Source organism: uncultured Sneathiella sp. (genome assembly GCF_963976355.1).
Classification (GTDB): Bacteria; Pseudomonadota; Alphaproteobacteria; order Sneathiellales; family Sneathiellaceae; genus Sneathiella.
The window spans coordinates 192,118-205,645 of the sequence record NZ_CAXBKA010000006.1 but is presented as its reverse complement, the minus strand read 5'-3'; the positions used below and the strand labels follow the sequence as shown (position 1 = coordinate 205,645).

Below are 13,528 nucleotides of genomic sequence, written 5' to 3'. Positions count from 1 at the left end.
TTTAAGAGTCATTCGCCTTTGGAATTTATGGTGGAGCCGTCGCGTTGGCGATGGCGGATCAAACGCCATATCCAGTTTTCAAATTCATGGCTGTAATATGAAACCGGTGCAGGATTCATTTCACTCTGTATTTCCTGCGGTGTCATCATGACCGATCTCGCACCCGAGTGCGGGAAACCTTCCGATGTGTCCAGACATTGCTCCAGCTTATTCAGTACAGAGGGCGGGTTTACCTCTTCCGGTGTGACCAGAAATCCGCATGTGCGGAGACCAGTTCCCAAACCGGCGCTGGAAGACCAGACCGTTAGCGGAATGGCGATCATCATGCCGAATGTTACCGGCAGTAACCAATAGAAAAGGCTCGGCACCCAAAACCAGGCGATCATTGCCCAGATAGTTCCTGCGACAGTGGGTACCCAGAGGCTCTGGATTGCATCTTTATAAGAAAGAGAGTCACTCTCACGGTTCTGGGCATCCCAAGTGACGACACGGCCGGCGATTGTGGTCAACACGAAATAAGCATGCAGGCACATCATTACGGGCGCCAGGAAAATTGAGAATGTGGTTTCAAGTATGGCACTGATGACGAGGCGGATGCCGCCGCCGAAACTGCGGCGCTCCCGGCTGTTGAATAAGGTTAGCATCAGACCGGCAATTTTAGGGCCAATCAGCATGATTACGGTCAAGGTGAACAGGGAGATAATCTTGACATACTCCACCACCTGCCAGTCAGGAAACAACTGGCGTCCATTGCCAAAAAAGTTATGCGGGATGACAGAGCGCATTACACCGTCAACGGTCGTCAGTACCAGCAGCAGTAGCCACAAAAGCGATGACACATAGGCCAGAGCGCCCAAGGTAAAGTGCAGTCTGCTTATTCCATGCAGGCCACGGACGCCAAGTAATTTCAGATGTTGCAAATTGCCCTGTGCCCAGCGTTTGTCTCGCTTGGCATAGTCGAGAAGGTTTCCCGGTAGCTCCTCATAGGATCCTCGCAGGTCTGCCATGAGGTAGACGTGCCAGTTGCTCCGGCGTATCAACGCGGCCTCCACAAAGTCATGGGACAGGATATCGCCACCGAGTGGCGCCTTTCCCGGCAGTGTTGGCAGGCCACAATGACTAGAGAACGCCTGCAGGCGGAGAATGGCATTATGACCCCAGTAATTACACTCTCTCATCTGCCAGAAGCTGAGCCCTGTAGCGAGCATGGGGCTGTAAAGCCGCGAAGCAAATTGCACGTAGCGACCAAAGAACGTCTTTTGCCGTACCGGCATTGGTACGGTTTGAATGATACCGGCATCCGGATTGGCTTCCATGGCGCGGGCCAAGGTCACAATCGTATCGCCGCTCATCACGCTATCGGCGTCCAGCACCAGCATATGGTCATAGGCGCGGCCCCAGCGGCGACAGAAATCCTCTATATTGCCTGCTTTTTTCCCACGGTTATCCTCGCGGCGGCGATAGAAGAGGCGACCTTCTGCGTTCAGTCGTGCCACCAGCTCATGCCAGCCTACTTTTTCTGCCTTTGCAATATTTTCGTTTCGTGTATCACTCAGAAGAAAGAAATGAAAATGCAAGCCCTCACCGGTTTCCATGAGCGATTGGTATGTCGCTTCCAGGCCCGCCAGAACCCGCTCCGGGTCCTCATTATAAACGGGCATGACAACAGCGGTCTGCGATGTCAGCGGGAGTCCGTCCAAGTCTTTTGTCTTGATGCGACGACGGAGTGAGAGGGGATCAATCTTCAGAAGTTGACAGATAAAGCCCACGACTGCGGACCAGAAGGAGATGACGAGCCAGGAAAAAGTGATGGTGAAGAGAGCCAGAATCATTAATTCCACCAACGTCATGCCATTCGCTACCAGAATGTCGAACATCATCCGACAAGACAGGCCGGCGGTTAGCAAAACCAGCGTGAAAAAAATGATGCGCCTTTCCGTTCCGAATGGAATGGAAAACCGACCATCTTGAGCATCTGCTGTTGAGGCGATAGATGTTTTTTTCTGCTTATTTGACATTAACAGGCTCATAGAGATAGCTCCAGGTTTCAGTCAACCTCTTCCCCCTCAATGTAAGATAAACACGCATGTCGGCTTTTAGTTCCCCGGTTTCCTGGAGACGGAAAGATAGGCGCCAGATATCGGTGCCGGGCAACTTGTGCAGCACCAGATCGTTGATCTTACCGTTCGATGTTTGAATCTCAGGCGTGACGGGTTGCTCCGGGTGTAGGGTAGAGAGATCTCCGCCCTGAAAATCGATCACGAAGCGCCGGACGCTTCTGGGTTGCGGCGGATTTGCACCGGGAATACCACCCCAGCCAGTGCGTGTGCGGAGGACTCGCGCCATATGGTTGGGCAGATCCAGATTGTTCAGGCTGGTCAGCCGATAGGCAAGCTGTACGGGTTCCTCGGCGTTTATTTTCCGGTCGAACACCCAGAATGCAACAATGTTGTCATTCACTTCTTCATTCGTTGGAATTTCCACCAGGCGGACACTGCCTTTCCCCCACCCTTCACCAAGCGGTTCCACCCAAAGGCTTGGCCGCTGGTGATAGTGAGTTTCGAAATCCATATAGTTGTTATAGTTCCGGTCACGTTGCATGAGCCCGAAGCCTCTGGGGTTGTAATCCATGAAGGCGCTGACGTTTAACTGCCTCGGGTTCGTCAACGGGCGCCAGATCCATTCGTCACTGCCGGTATGCATTAGCAGGCCATCAGAATCATGTACTTCCGGGCGGAAATCATCAAAATGCCGTGTGCCATTCTCTCCGTACAGGAACATGCTGGTAAGGGGGGCAATTCCGATTTGACGGTCGCTCTTACGCGAAAACAACACCGTATTGACATCCACGACCGTGCGCGGTCCTGGCGTAATCACAAACTTATAGGCACCTGCAATCGACGGGCTGTCAAGAAGCGCGAAAACCGTCATGCTTGTATCTTCTTCGGTCGGCTTTACGAGCCAGAATTCACGGAATGCCGGAAACTCCTCTCCTCGCGGAAGGGCGGTGTCGACGGCCAGGCCACGTGCCGACAGGCCATAGAACTGATTCTGTGCCAGTAATCGGAAATAGGAGGCGCCCAGAAACACTGCCAACTCATCCTTGTAATCCGGGTTATTGAGGGGATACTGGATTCGGAAACCGGCATATCCCAGATCATTCGGCACCTGATCTTCCAAACCTTCACCGTCGTAGCGGAAAGACGCCTTGTTGAAGGGCAGTGGAGATACCCTGCCGTTCTCAAATACATTTATTGCTACAGGAGATTTATACAGAAACCCTGGATGGAAGAACTGCACCTCGAAGAGCGTTTGATCCCGCCACAGTGCTGCTTCTTTACGGAATCGAATCTTCTGGAAGTCCTCATATGTAAGGTCGCCTAGTTTGCCATCCAGAATCTGTGCCGGTTCGGCGTAAGGCTCGGCCGCCAGCGCGCGGGCCTTCTCCACGACAGAGTTGAAAAGCGCCTCCAATGTGATAGGGGCAGCTTCGGATGCTTGTGATGGACTTGTTTTCGCATCGGCCGGGTCAGACTCCTTAGTGGAAGTCTGTGCCGACGCGATGAACGGCGACAGTGCCATGAACATTATGACGGCGATGCCGCATGCCGAAATTATCGGATAGTAATTCTTTTCCATCTGCCTTGGTTTCTGTTGACTAACTCATCAAAACTTTTGCGCGTTACCTGGGAGGTTCGTTAAGCACATCCAGTTTCCCATCGGCCTTTTCATCAGGAACGATTAGAAACGTTTTTGGGGATTAGGATGAACTGGGTATCGAATGTGGCAAAATTGGTAACACGCTGCCGTCACATAGTAAGCAACTGAAATAGGGCAGAATTTTGACGCGTCAATGGACTAGTCGTCTGAAAACGCAAACAAATATCAGACATACCCTTAATTGCTTCAATTTTTATTCAGTTGCTCAGGCTAAGTCCGCCGCGTTAGATAGCTATCGTATGATATGAGTTGGAATTGCTTTTGCGCAGCTACGGTTGGTCCTGAATACAGGATACTGTTTGTATCGTGCCGGGTAGAATATGCCGGTAATACAGGACGCCGTTTAAAGGCCTAAATAGGCCTCCCGAACTTTGTCGTTCTGTATTAGCTCTTGACCTTTTCCGTGCAGCGTGATTTGGCCATTCTCCAGCACATATGCTTCATCGGCGAGTTCCAGCGCCATATGTGCGTTTTGTTCGACGAGCAAGATCTCCACGCCGTTTTCAGAAACAGTCTGGATGATATTTGCGATTGTATCTACAATTGTCGGAGCCAGCCCAATTGATGGTTCATCCAGCATGAGAAGTTTTGGCGAAGCCATTAAAGCGCGCCCGACAGCCAGCATTTGCTGTTGGCCACCGCTCAATGAATTTGCGGGCATATGCAGGCGATCCTTGAGCACAGGAAAATAGTCTAGGACGGTTTCGAGGTCCTTTTCGATAGCCATCTTATCCGTCCGAACATATGCCCCTGACATGAGGTTGTCGCGTATATTCATAGTTGGAAACAATCTGCGCCCTTCAGGGACAAGTGTCAGTCCGCTGGAAACCGTCTGCGCAGGAGTGAGGCCTGTAATAGCTTTCCCTTGGAACTCAATGTTGCCTTTTGATGGAGTAAGCAACCCTGCAACCGCCTTCATCAAGGTTGTTTTGCCGGCACCATTCGCGCCGACAATTGTGGTGATCTGGCCCTGCTTGACCGACAGGCTGACACCTTCTAGAGCCGGAACGCCGCTATAGCTGACGAACAGATCGCGGATAGATAAAATGACATTTGGCTGATTCATTTTTTATGTCCAAGATAGGCTTCGATTACGAGTTCATTCTGGCTTACTTCTTCCGGTGTCCCGGCCGCGAGAAGCCGACCGTGATTCAGCACGAGGATCCTGTCACAGATTCGCATAACAGCCCGCATGTTATGTTCAACGAGCAGGATGGTTATCCCAAGCTCGCTGCGAATCATCTCAAACAGATCAAGGGCGGCCCCTACTTCCACCCCTTGTAATCCCGTCAACGGTTCGTCAAGGCAAAGCACCTTTGGTTCGGCAGCAAGAGCAATGGCAATGCTGAGCATTCTCTGAAGGCCATGGGGAAGACTTCCTGCCGTCACTTCCAGGTGATCATCAAGACCGGTCAGCTTTGCTGTTTCCCGCATCTTACCCAATCGCTCTGCCTGACTTTTCAGGCGATGGGTCGTTGCGATAATGATATTGTCCGCAACGCTCATTTCACTGAGCAGGCTCTCATGCTGAAAGGTTCGTATGAGGCCCATACGACTGATATGCGTCGCATTTTTGTTTGTAATGTTCTGATCGAGGAAGGAGAGACTTCCCGATGTTGGCGGCATAAATCCGCTGATCAGGTTGAAGGTTGTGCTTTTTCCGGCACCATTCGGGCCAATAAGTCCCAGTATTTCACCCTCGCGTAATTCAAAGCTGAAATCCGCAACGGCCGTTAGGCCGCCGAATTTACGTTCCAGCCCTTCTGCCCTCAAAAGAACCTTACCATCACCAACTTTGTTTTTCTTAGAAAGTGCTTCCGTTTGAGTATCGCTCAACGTTCCGCCCTCCCCTTGAATGTGCCGGTTCGGAGGCGTGCGCCAAGACCGACGATCCCGCCAGGGACGAGTAGCAGGGCGCCGATAATAATGGCGCCATAGAAAATATTCTCATAGGGGCCGAAGCTATGAAGAAATTGTCCGGCCAGTGTCAGGACCGCCGCCCCAATTATGGGGCCGGCGATATGGGCCTCGCCGCCAATCTTGACATAGGCGAGGGCGAGAACCGCAACGAAGAAGGTGAAGTCCGCCGGGGCAATGACGCTGTTCGTATAGGCATGCACGCCGCCCGCCAGTCCCACTGCTGTTGAAGCGATGACGAAACAGAGGACTTTGAGGGCGATGACATTGAGTCCGACGGAGCGGGGAATATCTTCATTGTTCTGAATGGCCTTAAAGACCCGCCCGAGGTTGGAGCGCTCTGTTAAATACAGAATTAGTAGAATCGCCGTCAGAATGGTAATGGCGATAGCTGGAAAGTAATCGTTCAACGCCATCGGCGGAAACATCCCAATCATGCCGGAATTGCCGCCGAGAAATTCCGACTTTGTATAGAACAATCGGACAACTTCGGTGAAGGCAAAGGAGATCAGCAGGAAGTAGGGGCCCTTAGTCCGAAGGGTGACCCAGCCAAAAAGAGCACTGATGAGGCCGGCAATGATCGGTGCCGCAAGCAGCGAGATGAAAAAGGGTAGATCATAGATGGTGGAAGCAACCGCTGTCGCATAGGCGCCGATGCCGAAGAAGGCTGCCGTTGCAATATTCAGCTCTCCGATTAAAAGTACGAATCTGAGTGTTACCGCCAAAACAGCATTCGTGAATACCCAGATGATGACCTGCACATAGTAGGGTTCGCCGCTAAAAAGAGCAAAGCAGATCGCGGCAAGGGCGATCAGAATGCTAAGGGCAAGCCCCGGATTACTTTTCAGCATGACCTAAAATCCCCTGTGGACGTACAAGAAGCAGAACAATAACCAGAACAAACATTGCGAGCGTTGCCGTGGACGGGTCGAAATAATAGCCGCCGAAACTTTCGATCAGAGCAATCAGGAGCCCTCCAAGGATGGCCCCGACGACGCTGCCCAGACCGCCGATGATAATGATGATGAAGGCCTTGACGAGAAAATCGTCACCGATCACGGTGGTCACGGGTGTAACAGTCGCCATCAGCGCTCCTGCGCAAGCGGCCAGCGTCGCGCCGATCAAGAAGCCATAAAGGGCGACCCGGCGATAGGGGATGCCCTGCAGCATTGCCGCTTCCTGATCCTCGGCGACGGCGCGCAGGCTGAGTCCGAGTTTTGTTCGATGAACAAGGATATAAAGACCGAGCGTGATGATTGCGGCGACGATCATCAGCAGTAGCCTTTGAAGAGTGAGGCTGGCGCCAAGAATTGTAATGTTGCCCGGAATGACATCGGGAACGGAGCGCGGGACGCCCCCGTATAAGATCAAATAGGTGCCGTTCAGCAGCAACAACAGCCCGATTGATAGGATGAAGGATCCGTTGAGGTCCTTCAGAAAATACTGAAAGCCGAATACGTAAACGACAAAACCGATGAGGCAGACCACTAGCAGCGCAAGAACGAAGGCAATGAGATAGGACAGCCAGATGGACAATCCCATTGTATCAACGCCCCAGATCATTATCGTCGAGACGATGAGAGCGGCTGCGGTGAAAAAAGTACCATGTGCGAAATTGACGATTTTCATGACGCCGAAAATCAGGGTCAGCCCGAGCGCGAAAAGCACGTACACTGAGCCGATCTGCAGCGTATTCATAAGAAGCTGTACTTGTAGTTCCATCATATGGTCCGGTCGGTTGCGAGGCCAGATTGGAGGATACGCCAGCCTGTCAATCAGAGGAGCTGGCGCATCCGTTTTCCAGTCGGTATTACTTAAGGCGTTCCCTAAGCTCTTCCGGGGCAACACGCCCGACTTCCACGGCTTTTCCGTCCTTGACCTGCGTAATCATGACAGGGATCAGGATCTGCTGCGGAGAGCCATAAACATCGGTGCCACCGAAAGCCGCCGGGCCATAGGAGGATTCGAAGATGATGGTCGGCAGGGTTTCCGCAACCTTCTTCGGGTCGATGCTGTCGGCTGTTTCAATCGCCTTCTTCAGGGCCATCACCGCATCATAGCTTGAAATGGTAATGCCGTTCAGGGATTCGCCGAGCTTGGCGATGGCACCTTCGTTCAGCTTACGCTGGGTTTCGCTGGCTGAATCGCCCTGGAAGTCAGCGGAAGCACCGAGATATGTGCCTTCCGCCGCGCCGCCTGCCATCTTGCTCAATGTGCCGGCCGAAGTGCCTGGCGCCACAATCTTGACGCCGTCCCAGCCCAGCACGTCCAGTTCTTTCATGATGGAACCGACGTCCGCAGGAGGAGCCGCACCGAAGTCAACGCCATCAGGCTTGCTGTTGGCGATTTTTGTCGCGATGGACTGGAATTCGGTGGTGCCTCGCTCGTACCGGTCCGTTGAAATAACCTCAACACCAAGATCATTCCAGGTCTTGACGGCAACAGGCTCTACTTCCTGACCTGTTGCATCATTGGGGGTGATCATCGCGACTGTCTTGAGATCGGGATGCTGTTCCTTAATGTAGCCGAAGAAGGGCGCGAGAATTTCAAACGGGGTGTTCATCTGCGTAAAGGTGAGCGGATACTCCGGACCTTTGATGCTTTTGCCCCAACCCGTATTGAACAGCAGTACGCCCTGACGCTCGGAAAGGGCCTGCGTTGCACGCACAGGTGCTGTACCGATGCTGCCGACAATGAATTTGATGTTTTCGCGGTTCAGCATGGTCTGTGCCGTCTTGGCACCTTCGGCAGCGTTGTATTTGTTGTCATAGGCATGCAGTTCCAGCATGTAGGTTTCTCCGCCAGCTTTGATGCCACCTTCGGAGTTGACCTTTTCGACAGCCTGTTCCGCTGCATATTCAAAGCCCAATCCCCAAGCAGCGGCGGCGCCCGACATTGGAGCGGAAACGCCTACCTTGAGGATCTCGTCGGCAAATGTCGTTTGTGCACTGAACAAGGCAATTAGTGCCCCGCCAGTGATTCCAATAATTTTCTTCATAGACATAGTATTCTCCCTTGTTTTGAGTTTTTTGATTATACAATTTACCGTTTTAAAGCGTTAAAGACTTGCGGCTATCCCTCCTGACACGGGCAAGGCGGCACCGGTAATAAAGCTCGAGTCGGGGCCGACGAGAAAGCTGATGGCGCCCGCGATGTCCTCTGGCTGACCCAGTCTTTTAAGCAGGGATCGATTGGTGTAGTCCTTCACCATATCCGGGGCCGCATTTTCAATCACGGATGTTTGTATCAATCCCGGAACAATGCAATTTACACGTACGTTCGGGGCCAGTTCTATCGCCAGTGAGCGGGTGAGAGAAGAGACTGCGGCTTTTGCTGCGGCATATTCGGGCTGATCTCCGTCACCAGCGTATGTCACTGACGAAATATTTACAATGGCTCCCTTTTTGCGGGAGACCATTCCGGGAGCAACCGCCTGTACCATCCAGAAAAGTGGTTTTAGGTTCAGCTCAAAAGTGCTGTCGAAACGCTCTTCGCTCATCCCCAGAATTGGGGTCACCAGTTCACCGCCGCGAATACCCCCAACCACATTGACGAGGGTTGTGACGGGTCCGAGATTGTCCACAATCTCGCCAATGGCGGCATTTGTCTCACCTTCGTCAGTTGCGTTCGCCCGCGCCATATGAACTTTTATGTCGGGATAGCTATGCTGGATGTCCTCTACGGTTGCAGCCAACCGTCGACCCGAGATATCGATAAGTCCCAGTGAGGCGCCATCCGCCGCCAACCGCTTGGCAACGGCTGCGCCCATGGGACCGCCCGCACCGCTTACGAGAGCAACAGCGCCCGCGAGCGGGAGTGTGCGATTTGCGGAAGAGGATTGATCTGTCATTACTGGACCTCTTTCAGTTTTCCCTGGCCTTCTGTGTGCCAGTCCCGAAGCGTACGTTTGAGGATTTTGTTGGACGGCCCTAGCGGCATATCGTCAACTGTGTAGACACGACGGGGCGATTTGTAGGCGGACAGATTCTTGCGGCAGTAAGCAATTATTGCCGCGCCATCAAGTTTGTGTCCGGCGTGCGGTATGACGACTGCCACCGGTATTTCGCTCTTACTCTCATCCGGCAGACCGATAACGGCGCAAACACGGATGTCAGGGTGCTGGTAGAGCAGGTCTTCTACTTCCAGCGGATAAATGTTGTAACCGCCGGAAATGATGACATCCTTTTTCCGGTCAACGATGAATAGATAGCCATCTTCATCGAGATATCCAAGATCGCCGCTGAGCCAGCCTTCTGACGTAAAGCTGGCAGCCGTTGTTTCGGCATCGCCCCAATAGCCGGCGCCGATGGTATCTCCTGAAATCCGCACTTCACCAACTTCGCCGTGTGGCACTTCCACGCCATTGTCATCAACGATACTGATGCGCGACCCGCCAATCGGCACTCCGGCGGAGCCGCGTTTGCGGATGCCAAACGGGGGTTCTCCTGTTACATAGCCCGTGCTTTCCGTCGCGCCATAAATCTGCAGCAGCGGCACGCCCATTTTCTCTTCAAACTGCTGCATGACATTCGGCGAGACGGGCGATCCACCTGTAACGCAAGTTTTCAGGGAACTGAGATCATGTCTAGTGGGATCGAATTCGCGTAGCAGATAAAGGAACATGGTCGGCGATCCGGCAAGATAGGTCACCTTTTCACGTGTGATCGTCTCCAGCACGGCTTCCGTGTCCCAGCGCTCCAGCTGGATCATTTTGGCGCCGGAGAAGATGGCTCCGTTCATCATGCAGGTGGCGCCGAAATTATTGAACAGCGGCAGCGCACAGAGGAAGACTTCCTTGCCCCATAAAAGACCGCCGTGAACCGCCATGTCGCGCAGCGTTGTGTATTGGCTGAGCTGTGTCTGCGTTGCGCCTTTGGGTTCCCCTGTGGTGCCGGATGTAAAAAACAGGGCGACGATATCATCGGCCTTGAAGTCCGGTATTGAACAGGTTTTATCGGCGCTATCTATAAGGGAGTCAGCATCATGGGCGCCTTCCGTTGCGCCGCCGGTTACAAAGATTGTCTCCGGCTTGCCGGTTTCCTGCTGCACCTCAAGGGCGTAGGGCAGTGTTTCCTTGCTGGTCAGCATCACTTTCATGCCAGTCCGCTTCACGGTGGATCTCACCTCATGCACGCGATTCATGCCGCTGATGGGATTTGCGATCGCGCCTATTTTCTGGCAGGCCCAATAACCAAGGGCCATTTCCGGACTGCTCGGCAGGTATAACCCGATCACATCTCCAGTCTCCGCGCCATGCGCCTTGAATACGTTTGCCAATTGCGAGGTTTTGAGATCAAACTCTGTAAAGGTATGAGTCTGGCCTTCATAGCTGATGAATATCTGGTCTCCAACAAGGCGCGATGTGTTATCTAGACATTGCGCTAAAGACGTAACGGTCACCTGCATTTCTCCCATAATTATACGGCGTCAGCTTGTTAGTCAGCTTTTGTGCCTTTTTTCTTTCAGTCTATGCATAATGGCGAATGCCCGTCAATCGTTTTGAACAGTTGTTAGTTTTTGATGATGGGTATTTAAGTTATTTCTTTTTATAAGAAATTTCATTTCCATGAGACAGATTCAACCGGACGGAGAAACCAAGCATTGATTATCTGGGTGGGGATTAGGATATTAAGAAATAATCCTCACTAATCTAGTTACGAGCAATGCCGCTCAGCAGAAGGGTCTGTTGCATGGCAATCATTTCCTGAAGTGAATAGAAGCCTTCCCTCCCGCCTTTTCCCGGATCAAACCATTCGACAGTCCAGTTTAATGCGCCCAGCAGGAAAAGCCGCAAAGGAATCACTTCAAAGTCGCTTCGGACTATCTTCTCCTCCTGCGCGTTTTTCAAGCAGGCATCCCAGGCCGAGGCATACTTTCTCCGAACAGGCCTGTGCCGCGCCCTCACCTCCTGAGGTAGCTGACCATACATTCGGATATTGGCAGATGTAAACTCACTGCGGGCAAACAGTACCTTCATATGGGCATCGATAGCGTCTGCCAGTTGCTGGCTTGGGTCCGGGTATTTTTCAAAATCACGCAGAATCTTCGAGACGCCGTCAGCCATTTCGCGCAAACCACGGTCCAGTAATTCATCCAGCAGATCTTCTTTGGAATTGAAATGATAGTAAATACTTCCTGCCTCCATTTTGGCAGCGGCGGCTATCTGCCGTAACGTAGCCGCTCTGTAGCCGGAGGCGCGCATGACTTTTGCCGCGAACGAGAGGATATGCATTCGGGTTCTCGCCGCTTTGCTATCGCCCTGCTCTATAAAATCCGCTTCTATAAAATTGGTGTTTTCAACGGTGAAATAACTTTTTCTGGGCTCAATCAGCATACCATCCAAAATTAGTCTTACTGCACTTTCCGATAATACGCTGACTGGAATTCGGGATGCATTAAACCATTCCCCCATCCAGTTGAGAGCTCCCAGCAGGAACTGTCGAAGAGGAACAATTTTGATATCCGATCTGATTTTCCCATTCTCCAATGCTTTTTTCAAAAAGTCGTCCCACAGGTGCGAATAGGCAAGCCGGAGAGGACGGTGGCGTTCTCGCACCTCTTCAGACAGCATGGAAAAATTGCGTATATTAGATGATGTGAAGTCATTCTCTTTGAGTAAATGCTCTATATGGGCATGTACCATTCTGGCGAGCGTTTCGCGAAATCCGATGTCGTCCTTCTGACAGTCTTCGCTTACTTTCTTGACAGCGTCATAAACATAGCGGAGGCCCATATCCAGGACCACGTCAAAAATCTCTTCTTTTGAGGCGAAATGGTAATAGATACTCCCGGCTTCGATACCGGCAGCGTCGGCAATCTTACGAAGGGTAGAAGGTTCGTAACCCGCTATGCGAAATTGCCTCGCCGCTGCAGATAAAATAGTAAGGCGGGTTCTCTCGGATTTCGTAAGCGCAGTTTCTATGGGCTGCGTAATTTCTAATTTAACGTTCATAGCTTTTAATTCCTTCTTGACAGGATAATGTCAAGTGAGATAATTCTAACAAATGTTTGATTTTATAATTAACAAGTCCGGAAAATTGGACGATTTAATCTGGGAGTGAGACAATCATGCGCGGGTTGACGGGAAAACATGTTATTGTAACCGGAAGCGGTAGTGGTATCGGGCGTCAGATAGCACTTCGTTTCGCGGAGGAGGGAGCGAAGGTTGCTCTCTTTGATATTAACCGCGATGGAGCATCTGAAACACGGCGCTTGATTGATGAGAAGGGTGGTAAAGGCACTGCCTATACTGTTGATATCACGGATCAAGAAGCTGTCGAGAAGGCGGTTCGCGAAGTTGAAGAAGTCGGCCCGGTGGATGTCTTGGTCAACAACGCGGGCTGGGATAAAATGGCCAACTTCTTAGACACGGACGTCGATCTCTGGAAAAAAATCATTGATATAAATCTGTACGGCCCGCTCTACATGCATCATGCAGTCCTTCCCGGCATGATAAAAAATGGTGGCGGGAGAGTTATCAATATTAGCTCGGACGCAGGCCGGGTCGGATCGTCAGGTGAGGCAGTATATTCAGCCTGTAAGGGCGGTATTATCTCTTTTACCAAGACAGTTTCCCGGGAGCTTGCCAGAAAGGGTATTCAACTGAATGCTGTGTGCCCCGGCCCGACAGATACGCCGTTGTTTGCCGAAGTCGCGTCCGGTGCAGGGGCGGAAAAAATTGCAGAAAGCCTGAAAAGAGCCATTCCGATGAAGCGCCTCGCGCAACCATCCGACTTTCCAGGCATTGTATGTTTCCTCGCTTCCGACGATGCTGGTTTTATCACGGGGCAGACTATTTCAGTTTCCGGTGGCCTCACTATGCATGGCTAAGCCAAGAGCCTTTTGGTGTCAGGTGTCAGGCACCCCGTTCCTCTGTTTTTATAAGTGCAAA

General features: G+C 51.9%; 11 protein-coding genes. 1 reads left to right on the top strand and 10 read right to left on the bottom strand.

The genetic code is table 11. The features are described from left to right. Positions 1-8 precede the first annotated feature (8 nt). The 10 genes from mdoH to AAC599_RS14915 all read right to left on the bottom strand — a co-directional run bounded on the left by mdoH (position 9) and on the right by AAC599_RS14915 (position 12,589). Positions 9-2,030 (bottom strand): glucans biosynthesis glucosyltransferase MdoH, encoded by a 2,022-nt coding sequence (gene mdoH, locus AAC599_RS14960; protein WP_340151204.1) that lies wholly within the window; start codon positions 2,028-2,030, stop codon positions 9-11. Beyond that, on the bottom strand, positions 2,008-3,639 hold the full coding sequence (locus tag AAC599_RS14955) for a glucan biosynthesis protein (protein WP_340151203.1): 1,632 nt from the start codon (positions 3,637-3,639) through the stop codon (positions 2,008-2,010). Before AAC599_RS14955 ends, mdoH begins: the two co-directional genes overlap by 23 nt. A gap of 424 nt (positions 3,640-4,063) precedes the next feature. After that, the gene (locus AAC599_RS14950; RefSeq protein ID WP_340151202.1) at positions 4,064-4,786 is read right to left on the bottom strand and encodes an ABC transporter ATP-binding protein; all 723 of its coding nucleotides are present in this window, start codon (positions 4,784-4,786) and stop codon (positions 4,064-4,066) included. Then, a complete protein-coding gene (locus tag AAC599_RS14945) occupies positions 4,783-5,556 on the bottom strand; it encodes an ABC transporter ATP-binding protein (RefSeq protein WP_340151201.1) in 774 nt (257 codons plus the stop codon). The genes AAC599_RS14950 and AAC599_RS14945 overlap by 4 nt, the downstream gene beginning before the upstream one ends. After that, a complete protein-coding gene (locus tag AAC599_RS14940; protein ID WP_340151200.1) occupies positions 5,553-6,488 on the bottom strand; it encodes a branched-chain amino acid ABC transporter permease in 936 nt (311 codons plus the stop codon). The genes AAC599_RS14945 and AAC599_RS14940 overlap by 4 nt, the downstream gene beginning before the upstream one ends. After that, the gene (locus AAC599_RS14935; RefSeq protein WP_340151199.1) at positions 6,475-7,362 is read right to left on the bottom strand and encodes a branched-chain amino acid ABC transporter permease; all 888 of its coding nucleotides are present in this window, start codon (positions 7,360-7,362) and stop codon (positions 6,475-6,477) included. The genes AAC599_RS14940 and AAC599_RS14935 overlap by 14 nt, the downstream gene beginning before the upstream one ends. An 85-nt stretch (positions 7,363-7,447) precedes the next feature. Further along, positions 7,448-8,641, bottom strand: a complete 1,194-nt coding sequence (locus AAC599_RS14930; protein WP_340151198.1) for an ABC transporter substrate-binding protein — start codon at positions 8,639-8,641, stop codon at positions 7,448-7,450. Between the two features lie 54 nt (positions 8,642-8,695). Then, positions 8,696-9,487 (bottom strand): SDR family NAD(P)-dependent oxidoreductase, encoded by a 792-nt coding sequence (locus AAC599_RS14925; protein WP_340151197.1) that lies wholly within the window; start codon positions 9,485-9,487, stop codon positions 8,696-8,698. Beyond that, positions 9,487-11,037, bottom strand: coding sequence for an AMP-binding protein (locus AAC599_RS14920; protein ID WP_340151196.1), 1,551 nt, complete (start codon positions 11,035-11,037; stop codon positions 9,487-9,489). Before AAC599_RS14920 ends, AAC599_RS14925 begins: the two co-directional genes overlap by 1 nt. Positions 11,038-11,287: 250 nt before the next feature. Next, positions 11,288-12,589, bottom strand: coding sequence for a TetR family transcriptional regulator (locus tag AAC599_RS14915; RefSeq protein WP_340151195.1), 1,302 nt, complete (start codon positions 12,587-12,589; stop codon positions 11,288-11,290). Positions 12,590-12,705: 116 nt separating this feature from the next. On the opposite strand from AAC599_RS14915, the gene AAC599_RS14910 reads away from it, so the two are divergent. Continuing rightward, positions 12,706-13,467 carry a glucose 1-dehydrogenase gene (locus tag AAC599_RS14910; RefSeq protein ID WP_340151194.1) on the top strand — a complete coding sequence of 254 codons (762 nt, stop codon included), beginning with the start codon at positions 12,706-12,708 and terminating at the stop codon, positions 13,465-13,467. Positions 13,468-13,528: the final 61 nt, after the last annotated feature.

Bases quoted from the DNA above. Each gene is read 5' to 3' on its own strand.
- mdoH (WP_340151204.1), bottom strand. From the start codon at position 2,030: ATGAGCCTGTTAATGTCAAATAAGCAGAAAAAAACATCTATCGCCTCA.
- AAC599_RS14955 (WP_340151203.1), bottom strand. From the start codon at position 3,639: ATGGAAAAGAATTACTATCCGATAATTTCGGCATGCGGCATCGCCGTC.
- AAC599_RS14950 (WP_340151202.1), bottom strand. From the start codon at position 4,786: ATGAATCAGCCAAATGTCATTTTATCTATCCGCGATCTGTTCGTCAGC.
- AAC599_RS14940 (WP_340151200.1), bottom strand. From the start codon at position 6,488: ATGCTGAAAAGTAATCCGGGGCTTGCCCTTAGCATTCTGATCGCCCTT.
- AAC599_RS14935 (WP_340151199.1), bottom strand. From the start codon at position 7,362: ATGATGGAACTACAAGTACAGCTTCTTATGAATACGCTGCAGATCGGC.
- AAC599_RS14930 (WP_340151198.1), bottom strand. From the start codon at position 8,641: ATGTCTATGAAGAAAATTATTGGAATCACTGGCGGGGCACTAATTGCC.
- AAC599_RS14925 (WP_340151197.1), bottom strand. From the start codon at position 9,487: ATGACAGATCAATCCTCTTCCGCAAATCGCACACTCCCGCTCGCGGGC.
- AAC599_RS14915 (WP_340151195.1), bottom strand. From the start codon at position 12,589: ATGAACGTTAAATTAGAAATTACGCAGCCCATAGAAACTGCGCTTACG.
- AAC599_RS14910 (WP_340151194.1), top strand. From the start codon at position 12,706: ATGCGCGGGTTGACGGGAAAACATGTTATTGTAACCGGAAGCGGTAGT.